At 45.0% G+C, this 24660-nt stretch carries 25 protein-coding genes and 1 other RNA gene; 10 read left to right on the forward strand and 16 right to left on the reverse strand.

Annotated features, from left to right (window positions below; genetic code table 11):
- The first annotated feature begins 162 nt into the window (after positions 1-162).
- Complete coding sequence (gene barA, locus AB4513_RS00885; protein ID WP_102258176.1) at positions 163-2976, forward strand: two-component sensor histidine kinase BarA; 2814 nt, start codon at positions 163-165, stop codon at positions 2974-2976.
- A 288-nt stretch (positions 2977-3264) separates the two neighbouring features.
- Here barA and acpS read toward each other — a convergent pair whose 3' ends face one another.
- The 11 genes from acpS to rpoE form a co-directional block, all read right to left on the reverse strand.
- The gene (acpS, locus tag AB4513_RS00890; RefSeq protein ID WP_009847650.1) at positions 3265-3645 is read right to left on the reverse strand and encodes a holo-ACP synthase; all 381 of its coding nucleotides are present in this window, start codon (positions 3643-3645) and stop codon (positions 3265-3267) included.
- A gap of 93 nt (positions 3646-3738) precedes the next feature.
- Positions 3739-4476 carry a pyridoxine 5'-phosphate synthase gene (pdxJ, locus tag AB4513_RS00895; protein ID WP_009847651.1) on the reverse strand — a complete coding sequence of 246 codons (738 nt, stop codon included), beginning with the start codon at positions 4474-4476 and terminating at the stop codon, positions 3739-3741.
- On the reverse strand, positions 4473-5201 hold the full coding sequence (gene recO, locus AB4513_RS00900) for a DNA repair protein RecO (RefSeq protein WP_012604785.1): 729 nt from the start codon (positions 5199-5201) through the stop codon (positions 4473-4475). Before recO ends, pdxJ begins: the two co-directional genes overlap by 4 nt.
- 102 nt (positions 5202-5303) lie before the next feature.
- The gene (gene era / locus AB4513_RS00905; RefSeq protein ID WP_004735384.1) at positions 5304-6275 is read right to left on the reverse strand and encodes a GTPase Era; all 972 of its coding nucleotides are present in this window, start codon (positions 6273-6275) and stop codon (positions 5304-5306) included.
- Entirely contained in the window at positions 6268-6945 is a 678-nt protein-coding gene (gene rnc / locus AB4513_RS00910; RefSeq protein WP_004735383.1) for a ribonuclease III, read from the reverse strand. The genes era and rnc overlap by 8 nt, the downstream gene beginning before the upstream one ends.
- 26 nt (positions 6946-6971) lie before the next feature.
- Complete coding sequence (lepB, locus tag AB4513_RS00915; protein ID WP_102258175.1) at positions 6972-7868, reverse strand: signal peptidase I; 897 nt, start codon at positions 7866-7868, stop codon at positions 6972-6974.
- Between the two features lie 245 nt (positions 7869-8113).
- Positions 8114-9907, reverse strand: a complete 1794-nt coding sequence (gene lepA, locus AB4513_RS00920; RefSeq protein WP_009847653.1) for a translation elongation factor 4 — start codon at positions 9905-9907, stop codon at positions 8114-8116.
- A 137-nt stretch (positions 9908-10044) separates the two neighbouring features.
- Complete coding sequence (locus AB4513_RS00925) at positions 10045-10515, reverse strand: SoxR reducing system RseC family protein (RefSeq protein ID WP_009847654.1); 471 nt, start codon at positions 10513-10515, stop codon at positions 10045-10047.
- A complete protein-coding gene (gene rseB / locus AB4513_RS00930) occupies positions 10512-11474 on the reverse strand; it encodes a sigma-E factor regulatory protein RseB (RefSeq protein WP_009847655.1) in 963 nt (320 codons plus the stop codon). The genes AB4513_RS00925 and rseB overlap by 4 nt, the downstream gene beginning before the upstream one ends.
- Positions 11471-12094, reverse strand: coding sequence for a sigma-E factor negative regulatory protein (locus AB4513_RS00935; RefSeq protein WP_009847656.1), 624 nt, complete (start codon positions 12092-12094; stop codon positions 11471-11473). The genes rseB and AB4513_RS00935 overlap by 4 nt, the downstream gene beginning before the upstream one ends.
- A 26-nt stretch (positions 12095-12120) precedes the next feature.
- The gene (gene rpoE, locus AB4513_RS00940) at positions 12121-12699 is read right to left on the reverse strand and encodes an RNA polymerase sigma factor RpoE (RefSeq protein WP_004735377.1); all 579 of its coding nucleotides are present in this window, start codon (positions 12697-12699) and stop codon (positions 12121-12123) included.
- Between the two features lie 389 nt (positions 12700-13088).
- Here rpoE and nadB point away from each other — a divergent pair, with 389 nt between their 5' ends.
- Complete coding sequence (gene nadB / locus AB4513_RS00945) at positions 13089-14705, forward strand: L-aspartate oxidase (protein ID WP_009847657.1); 1617 nt, start codon at positions 13089-13091, stop codon at positions 14703-14705.
- 65 nt (positions 14706-14770) lie between these two features.
- On the opposite strand, the gene AB4513_RS00950 is transcribed toward nadB, so the two are convergent.
- Both AB4513_RS00950 and AB4513_RS00955 read right to left on the reverse strand, forming a co-directional pair.
- Complete coding sequence (locus AB4513_RS00950) at positions 14771-15211, reverse strand: protein YgfX (protein ID WP_332251964.1); 441 nt, start codon at positions 15209-15211, stop codon at positions 14771-14773.
- Positions 15159-15419, reverse strand: a complete 261-nt coding sequence (locus AB4513_RS00955) for a succinate dehydrogenase assembly factor 2 (protein ID WP_004735374.1) — start codon at positions 15417-15419, stop codon at positions 15159-15161. Before AB4513_RS00955 ends, AB4513_RS00950 begins: the two co-directional genes overlap by 53 nt.
- A gap of 167 nt (positions 15420-15586) precedes the next feature.
- On the opposite strand from AB4513_RS00955, the gene ygfZ reads away from it, so the two are divergent.
- The 3 genes from ygfZ (at position 15587) to AB4513_RS00970 (ending at position 17793) form a co-directional block, all read left to right on the forward strand.
- Positions 15587-16558, forward strand: a complete 972-nt coding sequence (gene ygfZ / locus AB4513_RS00960; protein WP_009847658.1) for a tRNA-modifying protein YgfZ — start codon at positions 15587-15589, stop codon at positions 16556-16558.
- Between the two features lie 4 nt (positions 16559-16562).
- Entirely contained in the window at positions 16563-17024 is a 462-nt protein-coding gene (locus AB4513_RS00965) for an aminoacyl-tRNA deacylase (RefSeq protein ID WP_009847659.1), read from the forward strand.
- A 562-nt stretch (positions 17025-17586) separates the two neighbouring features.
- Entirely contained in the window at positions 17587-17793 is a 207-nt protein-coding gene (locus AB4513_RS00970) for a DUF1107 domain-containing protein (protein WP_009847660.1), read from the forward strand.
- 127 nt (positions 17794-17920) lie between these two features.
- Here AB4513_RS00970 and AB4513_RS00975 read toward each other — a convergent pair whose 3' ends face one another.
- The 3 genes from AB4513_RS00975 to AB4513_RS00985 are packed head-to-tail and all read right to left on the reverse strand — an operon-like array spanning position 17921 to position 20934.
- Entirely contained in the window at positions 17921-19144 is a 1224-nt protein-coding gene (locus tag AB4513_RS00975) for an FAD-dependent 2-octaprenylphenol hydroxylase (RefSeq protein WP_009847661.1), read from the reverse strand.
- Positions 19145-19155: 11 nt separating this feature from the next.
- Entirely contained in the window at positions 19156-20334 is a 1179-nt protein-coding gene (gene ubiH, locus AB4513_RS00980) for a 2-octaprenyl-6-methoxyphenyl hydroxylase (protein WP_102258174.1), read from the reverse strand.
- A gap of 24 nt (positions 20335-20358) precedes the next feature.
- Entirely contained in the window at positions 20359-20934 is a 576-nt protein-coding gene (locus AB4513_RS00985; RefSeq protein ID WP_004735367.1) for a YecA family protein, read from the reverse strand.
- Between the two features lie 307 nt (positions 20935-21241).
- Between AB4513_RS00985 and zapA the strand changes: the two genes are divergently transcribed.
- The 5 genes from zapA (at position 21242) to serA (ending at position 24622) form a co-directional block, all read left to right on the forward strand.
- A complete protein-coding gene (gene zapA / locus AB4513_RS00990) occupies positions 21242-21550 on the forward strand; it encodes a cell division protein ZapA (protein WP_004735366.1) in 309 nt (102 codons plus the stop codon).
- 11 nt (positions 21551-21561) lie between these two features.
- Positions 21562-21744, forward strand: a non-coding RNA gene (ssrS, locus tag AB4513_RS00995) — 6S RNA.
- 6 nt (positions 21745-21750) lie between these two features.
- On the forward strand, positions 21751-22350 hold the full coding sequence (locus AB4513_RS01000; protein WP_009847663.1) for a 5-formyltetrahydrofolate cyclo-ligase: 600 nt from the start codon (positions 21751-21753) through the stop codon (positions 22348-22350).
- Between the two features lie 124 nt (positions 22351-22474).
- Positions 22475-23131, forward strand: a complete 657-nt coding sequence (rpiA, locus tag AB4513_RS01005) for a ribose-5-phosphate isomerase RpiA (protein ID WP_009847664.1) — start codon at positions 22475-22477, stop codon at positions 23129-23131.
- A gap of 261 nt (positions 23132-23392) precedes the next feature.
- Entirely contained in the window at positions 23393-24622 is a 1230-nt protein-coding gene (gene serA, locus AB4513_RS01010) for a phosphoglycerate dehydrogenase (RefSeq protein WP_017097288.1), read from the forward strand.
- Positions 24623-24660 lie beyond the last annotated feature (38 nt).

Here is a 24660-nt window from a genome sequence, read left to right on the forward strand (position 1 = left end):
TTGTGCCTAATGTATCTTTTAATAAGTAATTGGTATCCAGGACTCACTATTCTGTCTTGGAATCATTGTCGAACGTCACGGCTTTGATTAAGCTTACCGTTCACTTAACCGCCATTGTGTGCGTTATTTTCCCATATCCAGACCTCGATGTAATTAAAGAACATGACCAGATATGGCTTAAGAGCCCGTGTAATTACCTTAACTCTAGCTCCAACCCTGATTATTGGGCTGCTATTGAGTGCATTTTTCTCATTTAACCGCTATCAAGACCTTGAGGGTCAAGTGGTTAACACTGGTACTAGCATCATTGAACCACTAGCGATTGCGAGTGAGTCTGGCATGAAGCTCGAAAGTCGAGAGTCTGTTCGTCAGCTGATTAGCTATGCTCATCGAAAAAATTCTAAGCTGGTGCGCAGTATTGCGGTGTTTGATGAACGTCATGAGTTGTTTGTAACGTCAAACTTCCATCCTGATTTTGAAAGCCTGACCTATCCGAAAGATAAACCGATTCCGCATTTAAGCTCATCGAACCTGCTCGATAACACGCTGATTCTTAGGACACCTATCATCGCTGAGGGACAATACATCAACTCAGCTAATGGCCAGTCTCAAGCGAACCAAGCGATCGGTTATATTGCGATAGAGTTAGACTTGTCGTCACTTCGATTGCAGCAATATCAAGAAGTGTTCTCTGCCTTCTTGGTGCTGATCCTCGGTCTTGGACTTTCTGGGGTATTTGCCTTCCGCTTGATGCACGATGTAACCCAACCGATCACACACATGAAAAACATGGTCGACCGAATTCGTCGTGGCCACCTCGATGTGCGTATCGAAGGCAAAATGCATGGTGAGCTTGATTCACTGAAAAACGGTATCAACGCGATGGCGGTCTCGCTATCAGAATATCACGTCGAGATGCAGCACAGCATCGACCAAGCAACATCTGATCTGCGTGAAACCCTAGAGCAATTAGAGATTCAAAACGTTGAGTTAGACATTGCGAAAAAACGAGCTCAAGAAGCCGCTCGTGTTAAATCCGAGTTCTTGGCGAATATGTCTCATGAACTTAGAACACCACTCAATGGTGTAATTGGCTTTACTCGTCAGATGCTCAAGACACACCTATCGAACAGCCAAACCGATTACCTGCAGACCATTGAGCGTTCGGCCAACAACCTACTCAGCATCATCAACGATATCTTGGACTTCTCGAAACTTGAAGCCGGCAAACTCGCTCTAGAAAATATTCCATTTGAGTTCCAAGCGAGCCTAGAAGAGGTGGTTAACCTTCAAGCCACTAATGCTCATGAAAAAGGTCTTGAGCTTACGCTTAAGATCGACCCAAAAGTACCACCAGGCGTTGTTGGTGATCCACTGCGTATCCAACAGATCCTGACTAACCTCGTGGGTAACTCGATCAAGTTTACCGAGCGTGGCAACATTGACATCAGCGTTGAACTTCGTTCACAAAGCGAAGACAGCATTGAGCTGCAGTTTATGGTTCGAGATACGGGCATTGGTATCTCAGAGCGCCAACAAGCACAACTTTTCCAAGCCTTCAGCCAAGCCGATGCGAGCATCTCTCGTCGTTATGGTGGTACAGGCTTAGGTCTGGTAATCACCCAAAAACTGGTCAGCCAAATGGGCGGAGAGATCAGCCTAACCAGTCGTCTTCACCAAGGCTCCACCTTCTGGTTCACCCTGAGACTATCGACTACCGATATGCCGATGACAGAACTAATAGAGACTCAGTGCCTGCAAGACAAGCAACTGCTGCTTATCGAACCAAACATGCAAGCGGCATCAATTACTCAGCAGATCCTAACCCAAGAAGGCTTAGTGGTAACGTACCGTTCGGTTATGCCTGACGAATCTACCTCGTATGACTACGTTCTACTTAACTTAGCCGCGAACCAAGAGTATCAATTTGATACCGTAAGTGGTTGGGCGATTGGCGCGAAGAAGATCGCTCAGAACGTGATTATTGGTACACCAAGTACCGAGCTAGCGTTGGGTGAGCAATTGATGAAAGAGGTCGATGTTCAGTGCATTACTAAGCCTCTCTCTCGCAAGAAGTTGCTGCAAACTTTGGTATCAAATCAAGCGCCAACCTTAATTGCACCCGCTATTGAAACACATTCAGAAGAGAAACTACCGCTTACGGTATTGGCGGTCGACGACAACCCTGCCAACCTTAAACTGATTACTGCGCTGCTAAAAGAGCGCGTAGAGACAGTGATCAGTTGTACTAGTGGTCAGAAAGCTCTCGACAAAGCGACAGAGACTCCATTTGATGTCATTTTCATGGATATTCAAATGCCGCAGATGGACGGCGTGACCGCTTGCCAAAAAATTAAGGCGTTGGCGAACAATGCAAACACGCCTGTGATTGCTGTTACTGCGCATGCAATGATGGGAGAGCGTGACCGACTACTTGAAGCAGGTATGGATGACTACCTAACCAAGCCTATCGAAGAGCATGTGTTACAACAGGTTCTTATTCATTGGAGCCCTACCTCTGAGATTGAGCACATTGATAAAATAGACCCAGATCACCCGGCGGTCTCTGCTGAAATCGACCACAGCTCTGTTTCAGAAGTTGAAGCCAGCGAGCACAAGAACATCATCATTGATTGGCAAGCTGCTTTGAAACAAGCCGCCAATAAAGAAGACCTCGCACGCGATATGCTGCAAATGCTCGTAGATTTTATTCCTGAAGTTTATGAGGCTGCAGACAAGGCGATAGAAGACAGTGACTACCCCGTTGAAGCGCTGACACACATCATCCACAAGATGCATGGCAGCAGCTCATACAGTGGGGTACCAAGGCTTAAGTCGGTATGTGCAACGATAGAGAAAGAACTTCGTTCAGGCACTTCTGTTGAAGACATTGAACCGGAGCTTTTTGAACTTCAGGATGAATTAGATAAGGTTCAAGCAACCGCGATTCATTATTTGAAACCAGCCAAGACCTAGCGAATATTTCTTACTCACAAATATTCATTAAACGGTTTACCAGCCAATAAAAAAGCAGAGCTCATGAGCTCTGCTTTTTTCTGTCTAGAACCTAGAGCACCAGATATAATACCAATCACAGTAAGTAAGTGATCAAAAATAGCGTAGGAAAAAAGCTTGAGAACAAGGCAGGATTTTTCGATAAGTAGTTATTCTACAATCAAAAATTCTAACGAAGTTATCGAGTTTTTTAACAAGCTAGGGTGAACAGTTATTTACTACGATTGGTATAAAGTAGCGGTAATCTATTTACGACTCGAGTAGTACCGTCGCCACCGCATAATGGCGCTCATCAGAGATAGTCAGGTGAATTGACTTTGTACCACTCGCATCTGCGATTTCACGCGCTTTTTTATGCAGGCTTAGAACTGGCTTGCCATGCTCATCGTTTGAAATCTCGAAGTCGTGGAAGGTCACACCAAGAGCGATGCCTGTGCCTAATGCCTTAGACGCCGCCTCTTTTGCAGCAAAACGCTTTGCAAGATAACGCCCTTTTTGCTTAAGTTGCTGGAATACTTCAAATTCAGAATCGGTCAAAATACGCTGAGCGAAAGCCTCACCACTTCGTGATAATGCCTTTTCAACACGTTCAATTTCTGCGATATCTGTACCTAATCCAACAACAGCCATGTTTACCCTACTACCAACTTCTATCTATTAACTTTTCGATTCTACTGATTAACCGCTTAACGCTTACAACTAAACGAATGCCGAGTTAAAGAACTAAGCGTTGTTGCGCGCTGTTTCCATCACGGCTTTCATATCTGCAACGGCTTTATTCAAACCATCAAAGACTGCGCGGCCCATGATCGAGTGACCGATGTTCAACTCGTAAATCTCAGGAAGTGCCGCAATCGGCGCTACGTTATGGTAAGTCAGACCATGACCCGCATTCACTGTAATACCAAGGTCGTCTGCGTAGCTTGCACCTGCAGCAATCTTTTTAAGCTCGTCTTGTTGGTCTTCTTCAGTTTTAGCATCAGCATAGTGGCCAGTGTGCAGTTCAATGAACGGTGCGCCACACGCTTTCGCAGCATCGATTTGCTCACGATCGGCATCGATAAACAGAGATACTTTGATACCCGCAGCCGACAATTTTTCGGTCGCCGCTTTGATCTTTTCAAGTTGACCAACCACGTCCAAGCCGCCTTCCGTCGTCAGCTCTTCACGCTTTTCTGGAACCAGACAAACGAACTCAGGATTAGTATCAAGTGCAATTTGAACCATCTCGTCCGTTACGGCCATCTCTAAGTTCATGCGAGTCTGGATTGTCTCAGCAAGAATACGTACATCGCGATCAACAATATGACGGCGATCTTCACGCAAGTGAATCGTAATGCCGTCAGCACCCGCACGTTCAGCAATTTCAGCTGCGTGTACTGGGTCTGGATATTTAGTACCACGTGCATTACGTAGAGTTGCAATATGGTCGATATTAACGCCTAAAAGGATTGAGCTCATTTTCCAATACTCCGTGCTCTAGAGAGGGCTATTGTTGGCATAAATAGCTCTCTACTTTTTAATGGTTTGCCGCCAAGATACGGCTTTAAGGCTATGCGTGTAAAGCGTTTTGCCGCTTTTAACTGCTCTTTAGTGATAAACCTACGCTCACTGATTGCGATAAGTTCATCGCCCATAAAAGTCAGGTTATCTCGACGCACCGAAGCGATGAAGCCTTTCTGCTCTCGATAGCGATAAGTCATGCTCGGATCAATCGCTTCGCCAGTGCCCGCGCAGTGTAAAAAGTCGACGCCATACCCCATAGCGGAAAGTAGAGCCAATTCAAAACGACGCAGTGCTGGCTCAGGGTTCTCATTATGAGCGAGTTCTGTTAAGGCATGAAGATAGTCATGAAAAAATGCGGGCATGGCCACTTCGGCCATCAACACTCGCCCAACTAATTCATTAACGTACATTGCTGAATACAGATTAATGCCGGCAAGAGGAAGCCCCAAGCTGATCGGTTCAGCTTGGCGCAACGTTTTCATTGAACCATTGCCAGACCACTTAAGCAGTAGCGGCGTAAAAGGTTGCAATGCACCTTTCAAATTAGAACGCTTACTCCGCGCACCTTTAGACATCAACGTCACCCGACCGTACTCTTCGCTGAAGACGTCCAGAATCAGGCTCGACTCACTGTATGGTCGACGGTGCAACACAAAGCATCGCTGTAACCCTTCGCTCAATCACTTACCCTTCTTACAGATACAAAAAGAGAGAGTTCGCACTCTCTCTTGTATTTATATTCAATTCAACTTTCTTAATATCAGAAAGTGACGTTCAATATATTATAGATCGTCGATGTAGCCTAACGAGCGAAGTGCACGCTCATCGTCAGCCCAACCAGACTTAACTTTAACCCAAGTCTCTAGGTAAACCTTACGACCGAACAGTTCTTCCATGTCGATACGAGCTTCACGACCAATCGTTTTGATCTTCTCGCCCGCTTTACCAATCACCATCTTCTTCTGACCAGTACGTTCAACAAGAATCAAAGCATTGATGTGGAAACCATCGTTATCTGGGTTGTAATCAAAACGCTCGATTTCAACCGTTACTGAGTAAGGTAGCTCTTCGCCTGTGAATCGCATCAGTTTTTCACGGATGATTTCAGAGGCCATAAAGCGCTGTGAGCGATCCGTTACGTACTCTTCTGGGAAGTGGTGCGTCGCTTTTGGTAAAGAGTTACGAACGTGCTTACGCAGTACATCGATATTCTTACCTTGCTTCGCCGAGATTGGCACAACATCAAGGAAGTCCATCTTCTTAGACACTTCCATCATGTGTTGCATCACGTCTGTACGGTCTTGAACGTTGTCTACTTTGTTAATGCAAAGGACAACTGGGAAATCTGTTTTTCTCAGCTTGTTCAGTACCATCTCATCGTCGTCAGTCCAGTGAGTACCGTCAACAAGGAAAAATACTAGGTTCACATCGCTCAGTGAGCTATTCGCCGCACGGTTCATCAAACGGTTGATTGCACGCTTTTCTTCGATGTGAAGTCCAGGAGTATCAACGTAGATCGCTTGGTAATCACCTTCAGTTTCTACACCCATAATACGGTGGCGTGTTGTCTGAGGTTTACGTGATGTAATCGAGATTTTCTGACCCAAAATATGGTTCAGAAGCGTCGATTTACCTACGTTTGGTCGACCCACAATAGCGATAAAGCCACAGTGTTGGTTTTCCGGTAGGCCCGTTTTTTTGCTATCAGATGAAAAGAATGCATCGATATCGAAATCTTGATTGTTATCAGACATTGCTTAGTTGCTCTAATGCTGTTTCAGCAGCCGCTTGTTCTGCCTTGCGGCGGCTAGTGCCTTTACCGATAACAGGTTTATCCACACCTGCCACTTCACACTCAACCGTAAACTCTTGGTTGTGTGCTTCACCTTTAATATTAGTCACTGTGTAGACAGGTAGGGGATTTCTTCGACCTTGTAAAAACTCTTGTAAGCGAGTTTTTGGATCTTTTTGAGATACACCAGGCTGAATAGACTCTAGGCGAGATTGGTACCAGCTTAAAATAATACGGCGAACAACCTCGGTATCACTATCTAAATAGACAGCGCCGATGATCGCTTCAACCGCATCCGCTAGAATAGAATCACGACGGAAACCGCCACTCTTCAACTCACCTGGACCTAATTTTAAGTAATCTCCTAGTTCGAATTCACGACCTAGTTCTGCCAATGTATGACCACGTACTAATGTTGCGCGCATGCGGCTCATATCACCTTCGTTTACCTTAGGGAAACGGTGGTAAAGATCATCAGCGATAACAAAACTTAAAATTGAATCGCCCAGAAACTCAAGACGTTCGTTGTGTTTACCTGCGGCACTGCGGTGAGTCAGCGCCAAATGGATAAGATCGGCATCATTAAACTGATAGCCAATCTTTCTCTCTAGTTTATCAATTGGAGAATTCATGCTCTCTCGATGTGTTATGTGATCGATTAGTGAATCCCACCGATGCGATTAAAACGCACACCAGTAGGAATCCATGTTGGAAGTACACTGTCTGAACCGCGTTCGAATTCGAAGCTGATCCAAATAGCAACGGCCTTACCAACAAGGTTTGCTTCAGGGACAAAGCCCCAGTAACGGCTGTCAGCACTGTTGTCACGGTTATCACCCATAACAAAGTATTGGCCTTCTGGAACGATCCACTCGTTAACACCATTGCGAGGTTGATATGCTTGCACACGATCACGGCGTAATGGGTTAACTAAGATTTGGTGCTCCACGTCACCCAGTTGTTCATTCAACTGAATTAGAGGCACACCATCTTGAATAAATTGGCTTTCTTCAACGTTACTCAACTTCACTGGTTTACAGCTACTGCCACCCTTCGCTTGAATACAGATTTCTTTATTGCTGCTGTAGCGAATGGTATCACCCGGCATACCAATAACACGCTTGATGTAGTCGATATTCGGCTGAGGTGGGTATTTGAATACGATTGAATCACCACGTTCTGGTTTGCCTGTTTCTACCAATTGAGTGCGCCATACAGGATCTTTTAGACCATAAGCGTACTTTTCTACCAAGATGAAATCACCAACCAATAGTGTTGGCATCATCGAGCCAGATGGAATTTGAAACGGTTCATAAATAAATGAACGCAAAACCAAAACAAATGCAATTACAGGGAAAATGGACACACTGTTCTCAACCCACCAAGGCTGAGCCGTATCTTTTGCGCTGGTTGCATCGTCTAGGCCATTCGACTGTGCTTCAACGTCAGCCAGTTTTTGTTGGCGCTTCTTCGCCCACACAAACTTTTCCAACGCCCATACAATGCCAGTCACTAGAGTTACGATCACTAAGATAAGCGAAAATGTATTAGCCATTGATATCCCTTAAATTTCATTTCTTTAAAAATAACGAAAGTGAAAGAGCATAACTCTTTCACTCTGCTTAATATTTCTAATTTGTATCAATCATGCTGACTAAATGCTGGGAAGATTACGCAGGAAAAATCGTTTAGTTCGAGGCGCAAAGTGCAGTGACTAGCGGGCCTAATTGCAATCTTTGCAACAAAGAAATAAACGATTTTAACCAGTAATGTTCAGCAGATAGTTAGTGCGATTGATACCTAGTCTTTGCCAACATGAAGGATTGCTAAGAATGCCTCTTGAGGCAGTTCAACGTTACCGATCTGCTTCATACGCTTCTTACCTTCTTTTTGTTTCTTAAGAAGTTTCTTCTTACGACTGATATCACCACCGTAACATTTTGCGATTACGTTCTTACGCAGTTGTTTCACTGTAGAACGAGCAATAATGTGGTTACCAATCGCGGCTTGAATCGCGATATCAAACATCTGGCGAGGGATGAATTCTTTCATCTTCTCAACCAGTAGACGACCACGAGACTGGGCAATATCTTTGTGTGTAATGATCGCCAGTGCATCAACCGTTTCACCATTCAACAATACATCTACACGTACCATGTTTGATGCTTCGTAACGTTGGAAGTTGTAATCCAATGATGCGTACCCGCGAGACGTTGACTTCAGACGGTCGAAGAAGTCTAGAACCACCTCAGCCATTGGAAGATCGTACGTCACAGCAACTTGGTTACCGTGATAAACCATGTCGACTTGCACGCCACGCTTCTCAACACACAGTGTGATCACGTTGCCTAGGTAATCCGAAGGTACCAGAATATTACAGCGAGCAATCGGTTCACGAATTTCTTCTAAGTCATTAATAGCAGGCAGTTTAGCCGGGCTATCAACATAGAGAATTGTGCCATCCGTTTTTACAACTTCGTACACTACGGTTGGTGCCGTTGTGATTAGGTCTAGGTCGTATTCACGCTCTAAACGCTCTTGGATGATCTCCATGTGAAGCATTCCTAAGAAACCACAACGGAAACCAAAGCCAAGTGCTGCTGAACTTTCTGGTTCGTAAAATAGTGATGCATCGTTCAGGCTTAGTTTGCCTAGTGCGTCACGGAAGTTTTCGTAGTCATCAGACGATACTGGGAATAGACCTGCGTATACCTGAGGCTTCACTTTTTGGAAACCAGGTAGACGTTCTGTGCTGCCGCCTTTTGCAAGCGTCAACGTATCACCAACAGGTGCGCCAAGGATGTCTTTAATACCACAAACAACCCAGCCAACTTCGCCAGTATTTAGCTCAGTTGTGTCGATTTGCTTAGGTGTGAAGATACCTAGACGGTCAACACCCCAAACTTGGTCTGTCGACATTACTTTAATCTTGTCGTTCTTCTTCAGCTTACCGTTCTTGATACGAACCAAAGAAACAACGCCTAAGTAGTTATCGAACCAAGAGTCAATGATCAGAGCTTGTAGTGGCGCTTCTGGATCACCTTCCGGTGGCGGGATAGCCGTTACGATGTTTTCAAGAACGTCATCAACACCGATACCGGTTTTTGCAGAACAACGCGTCGCTTCCATCGCATCGATACCAACGATCTCTTCGATTTCTTCAGCAACTCGTTCAGGTTCAGCAGCAGGTAAGTCAATCTTGTTCAAGATTGGCACTACTTCCAGTTCCATTTCGATCGCGGTGTAACAGTTTGCTAGAGTTTGAGCTTCAACACCTTGGCCGGCATCCACTACAAGAAGCGCGCCTTCACAAGCGGCTAGAGAGCGAGATACTTCATAAGAGAAGTCTACGTGTCCAGGGGTATCGATAAAGTTAAGTTGGTAAGTTTCACCATCTTTAGCTTTGTAATCTAAAGTCACACTCTGCGCTTTAATTGTAATACCACGCTCGCGTTCTATATCCATAGAATCGAGGACTTGAGCTGCCATCTCACGTTCACTTAACCCTCCACAAACTTGGATTAAGCGGTCAGAAAGGGTCGACTTACCGTGGTCGATGTGGGCGATAATCGAAAAATTACGAATGTGCTTCATAGGCTTGGTGTGACTAAACTCTTTGAATAGGGATAATAAGAAAGCCGCAACGCGTCCAATCTACAGTCAGCATTGGTGGCGGCATTTCAATCAAGTTGGCAGATTCTACCCAATTTAAGGGCAATAAGCATCATAAATTAGATGAGAGACTTGCCTAGGATTCTAATCAAGACAACTTCTTGCTTGGATTTGTCTTCCATTGGTTTAGCTAAGCGCTTCGCCAAACCAATACCACCAGCAGTAAACAGCGCTGCAGTTAAGATAACAATGCCCTCGCCCCCTTGGAGTAAGGGTTGTAACAAGAGTTGTCCAAAACCAGCACCAACCATCAACATGAAAAGCGGGATAAGATAAACAATAGCCGCAGACTGAAGTAGGCTTTTTTCTGGAAAGCCAATTTCTACGATCTGGCCTGCTTTAACTAAGCTTTGGGTTTTAAGCTGCCAAAACAAGGATTTATTGCCAACAGCCTTGGTCACAATACCCGTTCCGCAGCTTTTTTGAGATGAGCAGCTGCTGCAACTGGTTTGTTGTTCGCAACTCAGCTGAACAAAATATTGCTTACCTTTTTGTTCGACTGAGCTAACGGTCGCCAACGCAGTCATCATTGCGCTGGTGCCGGTTTATTGAACGTGACGGATTGAGCGATACGCTTGGCCGTTGCTGGCGGAATATCACCAACCACAGAGATTTCTTTGTCGCCAATCACTAAGCTGTGCAAGGTTCTTCGCCCTTGGCGTACCAGCTGTCCTTTCAATGAATGTTCGTCTTTATCGGCGATATAAACCGAAAAGCTAAATAATCCATCACTGAAAAGCTGGCTTTCAACCATTTTTTCGGTCGCAGCCATTTGGTAACGGCTGAGTTCTTTCGATTTAAATCCTTCTGGCACCCACGAGGCTTGCCAGTCGGTCTCGCTCACCAAGCCTTCTGGCAATGACAAAACCTTCGGCAATTTAGCTTGATTCAAACCGCCCATTGCTTCTGCAATTTTATCGTTCACGACATAAGAGATAGTGCGGTACTGCTCAAGCACTTCGCCATCACGATCCAAAAGATCGGCACGCAAAGGAAGGTTGGTTTTCTCGTCGACCCAAACCACGTAAGAGTATCGAAGGCCGTCTTTCGGCACGACGCGTAATACTTGCGTGGTACTGCCCGCCTCACGAGAACGCCCAACTTTTACAAAATCGTAGTATTGGTTGAGAGAATCGATATCTCGATTAATCATCGGAATGACAGGTGCAACCATACTGCCAGACTGAATAGTAAATGGCTCTGTACCCGGTTCGATGTAGCTAACTTCATTGCCACGTCGAATAACCTCACGAACAGGGCCGCTTAGATAAACAAGGTGTGCAAGTTGTTGGTCGTCGTTAACTGCATGACGATAAAGCAGAGGTTCAATGCTGCTCTTCTTTATCAATATGTAGGAGAGTTCGTAATTTAGATGCTGACTGGCCTCGTTCATTTGATGTAACAAGGCCTTTGCAGTGGTTTCCTCTGCAAAGGCTGTTGGAGACATCAAGCTGAACAGTGTCAGTGCACTGACCAGGATTTTCTTCATTCAATATCCGATTCTAGGTGTGCATCTTCCATTGGCGATGCATCACTGTTTAATCTTAGTTGTAGCTCATAATCTTCTAACAATGCATGAACGCGTTTGCGTTGCTCTTGCATGTTAGCTTCAGATGCAGGTCTCTCAACAGAGTCACGCGTTAAGCTTACTGGTTCCGCAGAACCTGCAAATGGAATCGTCTGGAGTACAGGCAACTGCTCTGGAGCTGCGGGATCGCTGCCACCATATTGCTGAACACCCAATACAACTGCTAATGAAACACACGCTGCCACGGCAACTTGTCCAAACTGTTGTAACCATGCAGGAAGCTGACGCTTCGCTTGCTGAGGTTTAGGCTGCTCTTCAATTGGAGCAACAGTAGGTTCAACATTCAATTGGTGCAGGTTCGACATTGAACCATGTGCAGGCTCATCATCAAGCGCTGCAGCTACACTGTTAGCAATGTTCCACTCTGGAGTTTCTGGCGCATCCCCACGCATAACATCACCAATTAAATGGTAACTCTGCCAGGTATCCATGCTTTCTTGATCAGATTCGAGATCTACTATGAGAGCTTTATCGATCGTTTCACCATCCATGAGTGCCGAAAGCTTTTCTTTATCAGCCATTATTTTCACCATAATTATTACAAGTTCTAGCGTTGTAAAAGAGGTTTAATTTTCTTTTCTACCGCTTCACGAGCTCGGAAAATACGCGAACGTACGGTTCCTACAGGGCAATCCATTACTTCTGCAATCTCTTCGTAGCTCAAACCTTCGAGCTCACGCAACGTCATTGCAGTTTTTAAGTCTTCGGGTAGCGCTTCAATCGCTCCAAAAACAACTTGTTTCAATTCGTTTGACAGCGTTAAGTTCTCAGGGTTCGATATTTCTTTTAACGCGCTGCCTGTTTCGTAATATTCTGCATCTTCTGCATCTACATCTGTTGCTGGCGGCCTGCGGCTCTGGGCAACAATATGATTTTTAGCGGTGTTCACGGCAATTCGGTACAACCATGTATAGAAAGCACTCTCACCACGAAAGTTAGGTATCGCGCGGTAAGCTTTAATAAAAGCTTCTTGTGCTACATCAGGTACATCACCGGAATTATTCACGTATCGAGAGATAAGATTACAAACTTTGTTTTGATACTTAACCACTAATAAGTTAAATGCCTGCTTATCTCCACTCTGAACTCGCTCAATCAACACTTGATCGGTTAGCTGCTCGTTCATTCGAGCGGGTACTCCTATTGTTATAACCCTTACCTTCACAGATATGGGTACTAATTATGCGAAATGTAGTATTGACACCACCGTCTACAAGAGCACTATTGTGACTAAGCCAAATACCGAAAGTTCCAACTTTCCTAAAATTATTTGCCATTATTGTTTCACAATGTGATGTAATAAAAATAGTTATCCCTATCAATTTGGGGAAACTTGAGCAAAAGCAATGGTATTGAGCAATTAAATATTTCTAGATAGCTGTCTATATATTGATTTTGTGTCGTGTTTTAGGATGACTAGGGAAAGATTATAACAGTCTTACCCAAACTCCTAAAACAAGACGAAGTCAATTGAGCATGGACAACTCGACTATAGCCCGGGATTTAATAAGTTTTATGAACGCAAACCGTGAACATCAGTGTGATGTATTAGTGGTAGGAAGTGGTGCGGCAGGCTTGTCATTAGCCTTACGCGTAGCAGAACATGCAAAAGTAATTGTATTAAGCAAAGGACCACGCAGCGAAGGATCGACGTATTACGCACAAGGTGGTATTGCGGCGGTGTTCGATGAATCGGACAGTATTGAGTCTCATGTAGAAGATACTCAAATTGCTGGGGCTGGGTTATGCGAAGAAGATACAGTTCAATTCATTGCTGAAAATGCTAAAGAGTGTGTGCAATGGCTGATTGATGGTGGTGTTCCATTTGATAAAGATGAGAACAGCACAGAAGGCCAACCAAAATATCACCTCACTCGTGAGGGCGGCCACAGTCACCGCAGAATTCTGCACGCTGCCGATGCAACTGGCATGGCGATGCAAACCTCACTGCAAGATAACGTCAAGAATCACCCAAATATCGAGATCTTCGAGCGTCACAATGCGCTGGATTTAATCACCGAAGATAAGATAGGTGGTTCGAAAGACAAGGTTATCGGTGCCTACATTTGGAACCGTAACCAAGAGCACGTTGAAACCGTGCGCGCTAAATTTGTTGTATTAGCAACAGGCGGCGCTTCAAAGGTTTACCAATACACCTCTAACCCAGATGTCTCTTCAGGTGATGGTATTGCTATCGCTTGGCGTGCGGGTTGTCGTGTGGCAAACCTTGAGTTCAATCAGTTCCACCCGACTTGCTTATTCCACCCAGAAGCGCGTAACTTCCTACTAACGGAAGCATTGCGTGGTGAAGGTGCCTACCTGCGTCGTCCAGACGGTTCTCGCTTTATGAAGGACTTCGATGAGCGCGGTGAACTGGCTCCGCGTGATGTGGTTGCTCGTGCGATTGACTTTGAAATGAAGCGCTTAGGTGCTGACTGCATGTATGTTGATATCAGCCACAAGCCTGAAGAATTCATCACGACGCATTTCCCAATGATCCATACTCGCTTGATGGATTTGGGGATTGATATGACCAAAGAACCGATTCCAATCGTACCGGCTGCTCACTACACTTGTGGTGGTGTGATGGTGAATAAGCAAGGTCAAACTGACCTCACTAACCTATATGCGATTGGCGAAGTGAGTTATACCGGCTTGCACGGTGCAAACCGTATGGCTTCAAACTCACTGCTTGAGTGTGTGGTATACGCGTGGGCAGCCGCAAAAGATATCGTTGAAAACATCGATCAATCTCAACTGTGCGCTGAACTTCCGGCATGGGATGAAAGCCAAGTCACCAACAGTGATGAAGAAGTGATCATTCAACACAACTGGCACGAGCTAAGACTGTTCATGTGGGATTACATGGGTATTGTTCGAACGGACAAACGCCTTGAACGTGCAATGCGCCGCATTCAGATGTTGCAGCAGGAAACTCATGAGTACTACAGCTACTTTAAGGTTTCAAATAACCTATTAGAACTGCGTAACTTACTACAAGTCGCTGAGTTGATGGTTCGCTGTGCAATGCAACGTAAAGAGAGCCGCGGCCTACACTACACGCTGGATTACCCAGAACTTGCTGAAGACAGCGGCCCAACCATTCTGACACCAGAGAAAAGCCAGTCTTAATTTTTGGTCATGGAAAAAGACGACAGGGAGCCTAGAGCTCCCTTTCTTTTATCTTTGGTTCTTGTTTATCCAATGCTTTCGTTTATCAAACGGACTCGTTGTAAATGTGCCAAGAAGTGTCGATATTCACGTTCATTGCAACTATCTCGCCACAACAAGACTGAATATCCGCACTCAAACTGCAATTTAACGAAGAACTGCGCCCAGATCTTATCAACGGACTTAAGTGTGTAGGCTTGCTCATTGAGTCGGAACTCGCCATCTTCTTTATAGTCAAAGCACCCATGTGCTGTATTCAAGATTACATGATTGGCTTTAAACAAACTGAACACTAAAGCTAAACAATAGAGGGCAACAGCGAGTGGAATAGAAGAGAAAACGATGAAAAACAAAAGGCACCCAAAAACAGTGCCTTTTGCAAATAATGCGGAATACGAAGGGTTAAGCTGAAGCTTAACGAACCTTGCTGAGGTTATGCGCGACAATTTTATCAACCATTGAAGCATGGCCTAGGTTTTCACTGCGTCCGTGTCCCATTACCCAAGTAAACAGGTCTGGGTCATCACACTCTAATAGAGAAACAAACTCACGCTGCTCCTGCTCTTGCAATGAATCAAAACACTCTTCGAAAAATGGCATGATAACTACGTCAAGTTCCAACATGCCACGACGGCAACCCCATTTAATTCGTGCTTTCTGCTCTGCAGTGTACATTGGCTATCCTCACCTATAATTTTTCTTTCTCGGAGTGTAACAAGTCATACGCTCTGCAACTACTATGTGAGTCACAGTCCCTATCTAAGCTCACAAAAAAACCTAAGCTGACAAAGAAACAGAACCGGATTAACATAGAGCCAAATAAAATTCTTAGGAAAGATAAAATGGATTGGAAAAACACATTTCAGCCGCTCGCTCATACGCAAAATGAATCGCTTCCAGAACTGATGATGACACACGTGTCAGATTGGAGCGCAATTACCATGATAGGCGATGACAAAAAGTCGTACCTACAAGGTCAAGTAACGTGCGATGTCGTCACTCTTCCTAATGATGAATCCACGTTAGGCGCGCATTGTGATGCGAAAGGAAAGGTTTGGAGTATCTTTCGTTTGTTCCACCACAATGGTGGCTACGCTCTTATGCAGCCTAAGTCTGCAATTGAAATCGAATTAGTTGAAATTAAAAAATACGCCGTATTCTCTAAGGTTGATATCGAGCAAACGTCTGACGTTGTTATCGGTGTGATGGGCGCGTCAGCTGATCAATACATTGACTCAATTTCAGAAAGCCAAGGTAAAGTGCGTGTAATCTCTGGTGGCACCGCTGTTCAAGTCTCTGACAACCGTTGGGCTCTACTTGTTACGCAAGAAGCAGCAGAAGCCTTGGTATCAAGCAGCACTGCAGAAAAAGTATCAGAAGCGCTTTGGCAGTATCATGAAATTCTTGATGCTCAGCCGAACCTATCGAAAGCAGAGCAAAACGAACACATCCCTCAAGCACTCAACCTGCAAGCGATTGGCGGTATCAGCTTTTCAAAAGGCTGTTACACAGGTCAAGAAACAGTTGCTCGTGCTAAATACCGTGGCATGAACAAGCGTGAAATGCGCATTGTTTCAGGAACGAGTTCAGATATATTGTCTCTAGAGAATACGATTGAACTAGAGCGCAGCGTAGGTGAGAACTGGCGCGGTGCAGGCCGACTATTAAACGTCTATCAATTTGCTGATAATCAGGCGATTGGTTTGATGGTGTTGCCAAACAACCTTGATGACGATGTTCAGCTTCGATTGACTGCGCAACCTGAGCAAATATGGAACATTCTGCCACTGCCTTACAGCCTTGACGAAGAGTAGCCACGTGGAAACACTGATTACACAATGGTTAGATCAACAGCAGGTGGACTATCGCCTGTTGGTGCAAAGCAAGCCAACCACCAGCATCGAAGAGACAGCGCAAGAACGAGGTATTAATGCCTCTCAAATGGTCAAGTGCATCCTGCTTAAGGATATGGGAAACCAGTATGCGTTGGCCTGTACTCCTGGCGATCGCTCTATCGATCCAAAGAAAGTACGCTCGGTACTGAATTGCCGTCGAATGACCTGCGTATCACTCGCTGATGTTGAAGCCATCACCGGCTTTAAAGCTGGATGTGTTGGGCCTATTGCTCTAAAGAGATACATGCCGATCATTTTTGATCCTTCCATTCAGAGCAACTCGACCGTTACCATTAGCTCGGGTGATCGAATGGCTGGCGTTGCGTTGGATCCCAATGATCTCATAGCACTATGTGCACCGATCGTCGCTGACATCAGTCGATGAACGTTTCGAACAGATCATGCTTCGCAAACTTCATTTTAATATTTCATTGAGTACATTTTTAGTGTGAACTTCGTCATAAGAAAAACACACCCACCTTAAATAGTTACTCAAAATAAAAGCATAAGTAGTCACAAGGTTGAATTTGCGTTATTGTTATTTTACTGACTAGCCTTTAAGCAAATCAGTACAAGTGAATCCACTGAGTAACATCAGTATCCACTTTTGTGTAATGCATCTGTGACTATTCGCCCGTTTTAGACGGGCTTTTTTTTGTTCAAAATTTACAATTTGATTACACAAACAAAAAAATTCCGCCTATTCTTATACTTGTAACATTAGCACTGCTTAATACCGGACAGGAAAGTTCGTAGCAGTTCACTACTCAGTACTATTTTGGGGAGGAGCTCACGTAAAAATAGATATTTACTGAAGAAAGTGCTTAGAACAGCACAAATATCTAATTAACGTCAACTCTACTGCATATTACTCCATGCTTATCACAATAATTATCTCGGAGTTTTTCTATAATATGCAGGCTAGGTAAATATAAGGATAATTAAAAATGAGACTGTTTAAGCGCTATACACCGAGTATGATTGCTAAACATGTAAGTCGACTTTTCAAAGGACGAATCTACATTTACGGCGTAGGTAAATTTGAGTTTGATAACGGTAAACTCGTACTACCAGACCGAGCAGAGAAGCGTCACTTCCAAACCGTAAAAGAAATAAATAGTGAAATCATGAAACTGCGCTGCGCGTACGCATGATCTGATAGTCTAAAGAATTAAAAACAAAAAGGGTTGGCATTATGCCAACCCTTTTTTCGTGTTCGTGATGTCGTTAATTGCTATCAACTTTAGCTACTGACCATCAACAGCAATCCATCTCACGCGACTATCGGTGTACTACGGGGCGCTTAGCTAAATCCGGAAGGTTGCCCGACAACCCCAGCGCTCGCTTCATTATCTCATCTTTCGCACCCGGTAATTGACCAGCAAGCTTCATACCGATACCACGAATTAGCTTCTTAGCCGGATTATCGCCTTCAAACAGATCTTTAAAGCCCTGCATTGAAGCAATCATTTTCGCCGCCTCAGCTTTTCTCCAGCGCTCATAGCCACGAAGGTTGCGCTTGGTACCAATATCCTCACCAGAAGCCCATAGCGTTAACAGCTCTTGCGCTAAGCTTGCTGCGTCTAATAGACCAAGGTTCACACCTTGCCCTGCTAATGGGTGAATAGTATGAGCAGCATCACCCACCAAAGCGACACGCTCTACAGCAAAGTCACGTGCATAACGCATGCGCAGTGGGAAGGCAAAACGGTCACCAACCACTTCGCATAATCCAAGCTTTGAGTCGAACTCTGCCGTTAGCTGCTTATTAAAATCAGCATCCGACATTGATACAAGCTTCTCGGCACGATTAGGCTCCGTAGACCAAACTATCGAGCTCATTTTGCTTGGCTGCATTGGCAGGAACGCCAACGGCCCTTGCGGTGTGAATATTTGACGAGCAACGCTATGGTGCGGCTCTGAGGTTTTGATGTTCGCGACAATCGCACTGTGGCCGTAATCCCAATGAGTTAATGGGATATCTTGTTGCTTGCGAACCCAAGAGTTTGCACCGTCAGCTCCAACAACTAACTTTGCTGTCAGCGCTTGGCCGTTGTCTAACGTTAGCCATGCTTCGCTCTCACCAATCGCCATCGTTTTACACGTTGCAGGCATGTATAGGCTGACATTATCTTGCTTCTTAACCTGATCAAGCAGCGCTAATTGGATTACGCGGTTTTCTACAATATGGCCTAGGTTAGGCTGTGCTAAGCGTGTTGAGTCAAACTCAATGCGAGCAAAGCTGTCTTGTTCCCACACTTCCATCGCTTGGTAGGGCGCAGCACGTCTTTGTTCGATACCTTGCCATGCGCCTAGATTGCGAAGAATCACTTCACTCGAGCGGCTCAATGCCGACACACGCACATCAGGCAATTCGCTAAGCCCTTCGCTAGGCGCTCTGCCTTCAATGACCGCAATTCTTAGATCGCTGTCTTTCAGTGCAGCCGCAAGCGCTAGGCCAACCATGCCACCGCCAACAATCGCGATATCAACACTTTGCATCATTATTTATTACCTTATCTTTCTACTAGGCCAAGCGTATGACGCAAAAGTGGACCTTTAAGTGGTGGAAGGTTATCAATTACGGCTAACCCAAGGTTTCGCCCAATACGAGCGGTCAAAAAATCGTTTGAGAACAGATGAACTAGGCTTGAAGTCAACGTAATCGTCGTGTCTCTGTCTTGTTCTCTACGCTTTCTAAAGTTAACAAGACCAGTGTAACGCCCAACATCATCCAGTTGGTTACATAACTCTTCAGCCAAAGAAGCCACATCACGAATGCCAAGATTAAAACCTTGCCCCGCAATAGGGTGAAGTGTTTGAGCAGCATTGCCAACAATGGCAAATCGATGAGAGATATTTTGCTGTCGGTGGCGAAGAATCAGTGGGTAGCTCGCACGCTTGCCGACTTTCTCTAGTCGGCCAAGTCGCCAACCGAAGTCATTCTGTAACTGCTCAAGAAATTCGTTGTCGTTTAAGGCCACCACTTTTTGTGCTTGTTCCGGTGACAAACACCAAACTAGCGATAAACGGTTGTCGCTCATCGGTAACAGAGCAACTGGCCCATGATGAGTAAAACGCTCAAAGGCTCGACCTTGATGGGGCTCACTAGCAACGATATTGGCAATCACAGCGACTTGTTCAAAGTCATGCTCACTCAATGAGATATTGAGTTGCTGACAACAGGTTGAGATTGCACCGTCAGCAGCAACCAATAACTTAGTCGTGACGGTTTGCCCACTTGTCAGCTCAATCGTCGTTAACGATTCATCACGTTCAACGGTTCTAACAGACTCAGGGCAAAGCATCGTAATTGCAGCTTCTGATTCTAATTTCTGCTGATAGATCCGCCCAACATCCGCTAACTCCACCACGTAGCCGAGCGCATCAACAGCAAGATCTTCACTGTAGATGTCTGTCATCCCAGCATGACCTCGATCTGATACATGGATATCTTTAATTGGGGTCGCTACCGGAGCGATAGATTGCCAAAGGCGCAAAGAATCAAGGATCTGCACCGTGCCATAAGACAGAGCGATCGAACGAGAATCAAAGCCTGGGTGAGCTTGATGATCAACCTGATAAGGCTCTACTACCGCAATCGATAGAGAACCTTGACTGAGGTGATTCAGAGCAAGGGCTAAGGTCGCCCCCGCCATTGCGCCACCAGCAATTACAACATCATACTGAGCCATTATAACCTCAAACCGACAAGCGGATTAATGAATGGTTGGAGCCGCATCTTCAGATGGGCGAGCACCGAATTCAGCATGAATCGTTAGTGCACACGCTTTTACGTGTTCAATAACGTGCTCTAGAAGCTGCGCTTGCTCTTCCATATCATCGTCTTCGTCAATGCCTAGCTTTGCCATCTCTTCAAGATCAGCTAATGCTTCTTTGGTACCGTCAGACGCTTTATTCAATTGAGCGCCAACCAAGCCTAAACCAGAAATAAAGTGGTTGATCCAATCTGACACACCATCAGCCAAATCAAACAAGCTTGCGCTTGCGTCTTCATCAGGCAGCAACATAGACAGTTCCATGCCTGAACCTGTGATTTCGCTGGTCGTCACCTTTAATGTAGCTTCCGCTAACGTTAATGCGCGATCTGGCCACCCCATGCCTTCATTGGTGTAATCAAAGATAAGTGGTTGCCAGCTTTTATCTGCTAGGTTTAAGCCTCCGCTCAACATACCCGTTAATAAACCATGCATCTCAGCAGGGTTTACGGCTAGGCTTGCCGATTGAAGTTCAGTCGCAACCGTTAGGTAGTCAGGTAAAGTAGTTTCGCTCATCAGATAGCTCGCTCAGTTATTCTTTATATCGATAGTATAATCGTACCACTTCACCCCAATTCTGGTAAGCGTCGATCCTGAGCAATTGAAGGACGACTGACTACCAATTGTTCAATTTGCTGAATTACTGTGTGCTCAAGCTCTCATTTACAAACAGTCACTCTGAAAAGCTTGAATCTTAATAGCGGTTTACCTATAGTTTCTCCCTCAGAGGAGATTGCTTCCTCATCGGTACTTGCACTTTTTCTTTCTCAAAAAATGATAAAGAGCAACAGCCTTAAATAGTGCGTTAAAGAGTTCATCCATCATGAGTAATCAAGCGGTAGACGTTGAAATATTAGGAAAACTGACTCGAGTGAATTGTCCCCCAGGGCAAGAAGAGTCATTGATTGCAGCGGCGGCCGATCTTGATAATCGATTGAAAGAGATGGCTGAACGTACTAAGGTAACCAATGAAGTGAAGCTGCTAACGATCGCAGCTCTGAACATTTGCTATGAATTACAAACCAAGAAGTTTGAAGCAAATGATGAACAAAACGCACTGACCGAGCGAATGGAACAGCTCACGACATCACTTTCAGATGTCCTCAGTAAAGTTAAGCACGGACAGCAATAGCGTACACAAAATTTACCCTGGAGTGTTTGTCAGAGGATTCACGTCCCCGAGCCGATAAGCAATCCCTAAGGGTTAGTACTTGAGTGCTATTGAGCATGCTCGGTCCGCCGAGAAGCCTACGGTAATCATTGCTGATCCGCCTTGAACTCGCTGGTTCAAGGGCCATCTATTCTCAACGGCACTTTGGGGTATCCCTTCTTATGAAGACGCTCACACGCAGCGAATTTCGCAAACAGATCCGTATCAAACGCAATGCCTTATCTGGCGACCAACAAACTCAATCCGGTATAGACTTAGTTAAGCAGTGCTCTCAGCTTGATGAGATTCAGTCAGCTCAACATATCGCCCTCTATATTTCCATTGATGGCGAACTCGATACCCAGCCTTTAATTGAATGGTTATGGGCGCAAGGCAAGCAAACTTATTTACCAGTATTACACCCCTTCTCTACCGGACATCTGCTGTTTCTACATTACTCTCCAACCACACCCACTGTTTTGAATAAGTACGGCATTGTCGAACCTCAGCTCAATCAAATGCTGGTTAAACCTTGTCAGCAACTCGATCTCATTCTGACTCCCCTTGTAGGCTTTGACTCTCAAGGGCATCGCTTAGGCATGGGCGGCGGATATTACGATCGCACCTTGGCTCGATGGTTCGAGACGGGTGAAGGCGCAACGCCAATTGGTTTGGCTCATGATTGCCAGCATGTCGATCGTTTACCAATTGAAGGTTGGGACATTCCGTTACCTAAAATCGTGACTCCGAGTAAAACTTGGCAATGGGAAAACAACCATTAAAGCGCTATAATCGCGCCGCAAACGTTAACCTCGATATCCAAACGTTACCCCAATATCTAAACGTTAACTTCATCATTACGCAAACGATCAATTCAAAGCGCAAGACCTTATTCAGGAGAATGGCATGACTCAAGATGAAATGAAAAAAGCAGCGGGCTGGGCAGCACTTCAATATGTTGAAGAAGGCAGCATTGTAGGTGTAGGTACTGGCTCAACAGTAAATCACTTCATCGACGCACTTGGCACAATGAAAGACAAAATCAAGGGTGCGGTTTCAAGCTCTGTAGCCTCTACTGAAAAACTAGAAGCGCTAGAAATCAAAGTATTCGAATGCAACGACGTATTCAAGCTAGACATCTATGTTGATGGCGCTGACGAGATTAACGGTTCTCGCGATATGATCAAAGGCGGCGGCGCTGCTTTGACTCGTGAAAAAATCGTAGCAGCTATCTCTGATAAGTTTATTTGTATCGTTGATGGTACCAAAGCAGTTGATGTGTTGGGTAAATTCCCACTGCCTGTTGAAGTTATCCCAATGGCGCGTTCATACGTAGCACGTGAACTCGTAAAACTTGGTGGTGACCCAGTTTACCGCGAAGGCTGCACAACCGATAACGGCAACGTGATCCTAGATGTGTACGGCATGGCGATCGAAAACCCAAAACAGCTAGAAGATATCATCAATGGTATCGCTGGCGTGGTAACGGTTGGTCTGTTCGCTCACCGTGGTGCTGATGTAGTTATCACTGGCACGCCTGAAGGTGCAAAAATCGAAGAATAAATAATAGAAGATTGAGTTTTTCTGTTACTTCATTACAGACGGTGCCCTAGGGCGCCGTTTTTTTTGCTTTATTGCTGTAAAATTATGTCTTATTCCGTAATTTTCTTACCCAAAACATTTTTTTTTTGTTACTTTATTGTTCAGAAGACGCACAGGGAAAACGTTTGTCTCCTAACAGAGTGGTGAATTTGTTCCCCTTTCAGCCATTTTGTAGCACGTGCGCCGCATTTGCCCAACCTTTCCATTTTAAGGACGAGAACAATGGCCAAAGTTTCACTGGAAAAAGAAAAAATAAAAATTCTACTTCTAGAAGGTCTTCACCCTTCTTCTGTAGAAGTACTGCAAGCCGCTGGTTACACAAATATTGAGTACCACAAAGGCTCACTACCTGAAGATGAACTTCTTGAAGCAGTTAAAGATGCTCATTTCATTGGTATCCGTTCTCGCACCAACATCTCCCAAGAAGTTATTGATGCGGCTGAAAAGCTGGTTGCAGTCGGTTGTTTCTGTATTGGTACTAACCAAGTCAACCTTCAAGCAGCAGCAAAGCGCGGTATCCCTGTTTTCAATGCACCGTTCTCAAACACTCGAAGTGTTGCTGAACTCGTTCTAGGTCAGGTTCTATTACTGCTTCGCGGTATCCCAGAGAAAAATGCTCTTGCTCACCGTGGTATCTGGAAAAAGAGTGCAGACAACTCTTACGAAGCTCGTGGTAAGCGTTTAGGTATTATTGGCTACGGTCACATCGGTACTCAGCTGGGTATTATTGCTGAAAACCTTGGTATGCGTGTTTACTTTTACGATATCGAAAACAAGCTGTCTCTAGGTAATGCCACTCAAGTTCATACTATGACCGAGTTGCTGAATAAGTGTGACGTGATCTCTTTACACGTACCTGAAACCAATGAAACTAAAGACATGATGGGTAAAGAAGAGTTCGAGCGCATGAAGCCTGGCTCTATCTTTATCAATGCAGCTCGTGGCACGGTAGTTGACATCCCTGCTCTGTGTGGCGCTCTGGATTCTGGTCACCTTTCTGGTGCGGCTATTGATGTTTTCCCAACAGAACCAAAAACCAATGCAGACCCGTTTGAGTCTCCATTAATGCAGTTCGATAACGTGATTCTAACGCCTCATGTGGGTGGTTCAACTCAAGAAGCACAAGAGAACATCGGAGTTGAAGTTGCTGGTAAACTAGCGAAATACTCTGATAACGGCTCTACGCTATCAAGTGTTAACTTCCCTGAGGTTTCACTGCCATTGCATACGGGCACATCTCGCTTGCTACACATTCACGAAAACCGCCCAGGTATCCTAACTCAGATCAACACCATCTTCGCTGAAGAAGGCATCAACATCGCGGGTCAGTACCTACAGACTGCGGCTGATATGGGTTATGTAGTTATCGATGTAGAAGCGGATCGTTCAGAAGAAGCACTGCTTAAACTGAAAGAGATCGAAGGCACAATCCGTGCTCGTCTTCTTCACTAATCATCGAGTTAGACCATAAGTAAAAACAGAAAGGCTCT

Source organism: Vibrio sp. 10N.222.54.E6 (assembly GCF_041473955.1).
Classification (GTDB): Bacteria; Pseudomonadota; Gammaproteobacteria; order Enterobacterales; family Vibrionaceae; genus Vibrio; species Vibrio tasmaniensis_A.

What these genes read in the sequence shown, in the direction of transcription:
- barA (WP_102258176.1), top strand. Translation starts at nt 163, where the DNA reads ATGACCAGATATGGCTTAAGAGCCCGTGTAATTACCTTAACTCTAGCT.
- acpS (WP_009847650.1), bottom strand. Translation starts at nt 3,645, where the DNA reads ATGGCTGTTGTTGGATTAGGTACAGATATCGCAGAAATTGAACGTGTT.
- pdxJ (WP_009847651.1), bottom strand. Translation starts at nt 4,476, where the DNA reads ATGAGCTCAATCCTTTTAGGCGTTAATATCGACCATATTGCAACTCTA.
- era (WP_004735384.1), bottom strand. Translation starts at nt 6,275, where the DNA reads ATGTCTGATAACAATCAAGATTTCGATATCGATGCATTCTTTTCATCT.
- rnc (WP_004735383.1), bottom strand. Translation starts at nt 6,945, where the DNA reads ATGAATTCTCCAATTGATAAACTAGAGAGAAAGATTGGCTATCAGTTT.
- lepB (WP_102258175.1), bottom strand. Translation starts at nt 7,868, where the DNA reads ATGGCTAATACATTTTCGCTTATCTTAGTGATCGTAACTCTAGTGACT.
- lepA (WP_009847653.1), bottom strand. Translation starts at nt 9,907, where the DNA reads ATGAAGCACATTCGTAATTTTTCGATTATCGCCCACATCGACCACGGT.
- AB4513_RS00925 (WP_009847654.1), bottom strand. Translation starts at nt 10,515, where the DNA reads ATGATGACTGCGTTGGCGACCGTTAGCTCAGTCGAACAAAAAGGTAAG.
- rseB (WP_009847655.1), bottom strand. Translation starts at nt 11,474, where the DNA reads ATGAAGAAAATCCTGGTCAGTGCACTGACACTGTTCAGCTTGATGTCT.
- AB4513_RS00935 (WP_009847656.1), bottom strand. Translation starts at nt 12,094, where the DNA reads ATGGCTGATAAAGAAAAGCTTTCGGCACTCATGGATGGTGAAACGATC.
- rpoE (WP_004735377.1), bottom strand. Translation starts at nt 12,699, where the DNA reads ATGAACGAGCAGCTAACCGATCAAGTGTTGATTGAGCGAGTTCAGAGT.
- nadB (WP_009847657.1), top strand. Translation starts at nt 13,089, where the DNA reads ATGAACGCAAACCGTGAACATCAGTGTGATGTATTAGTGGTAGGAAGT.
- AB4513_RS00950 (WP_332251964.1), bottom strand. Translation starts at nt 15,211, where the DNA reads ATGCTTCAATGGTTGATAAAATTGTCGCGCATAACCTCAGCAAGGTTC.
- AB4513_RS00955 (WP_004735374.1), bottom strand. Translation starts at nt 15,419, where the DNA reads ATGTACACTGCAGAGCAGAAAGCACGAATTAAATGGGGTTGCCGTCGT.
- ygfZ (WP_009847658.1), top strand. Translation starts at nt 15,587, where the DNA reads ATGGATTGGAAAAACACATTTCAGCCGCTCGCTCATACGCAAAATGAA.
- AB4513_RS00970 (WP_009847660.1), top strand. Translation starts at nt 17,587, where the DNA reads ATGAGACTGTTTAAGCGCTATACACCGAGTATGATTGCTAAACATGTA.
- AB4513_RS00975 (WP_009847661.1), bottom strand. Translation starts at nt 19,144, where the DNA reads ATGATGCAAAGTGTTGATATCGCGATTGTTGGCGGTGGCATGGTTGGC.
- ubiH (WP_102258174.1), bottom strand. Translation starts at nt 20,334, where the DNA reads ATGGCTCAGTATGATGTTGTAATTGCTGGTGGCGCAATGGCGGGGGCG.
- AB4513_RS00985 (WP_004735367.1), bottom strand. Translation starts at nt 20,934, where the DNA reads ATGAGCGAAACTACTTTACCTGACTACCTAACGGTTGCGACTGAACTT.
- zapA (WP_004735366.1), top strand. Translation starts at nt 21,242, where the DNA reads ATGAGTAATCAAGCGGTAGACGTTGAAATATTAGGAAAACTGACTCGA.
- AB4513_RS01000 (WP_009847663.1), top strand. Translation starts at nt 21,751, where the DNA reads ATGAAGACGCTCACACGCAGCGAATTTCGCAAACAGATCCGTATCAAA.
- rpiA (WP_009847664.1), top strand. Translation starts at nt 22,475, where the DNA reads ATGACTCAAGATGAAATGAAAAAAGCAGCGGGCTGGGCAGCACTTCAA.
- serA (WP_017097288.1), top strand. Translation starts at nt 23,393, where the DNA reads ATGGCCAAAGTTTCACTGGAAAAAGAAAAAATAAAAATTCTACTTCTA.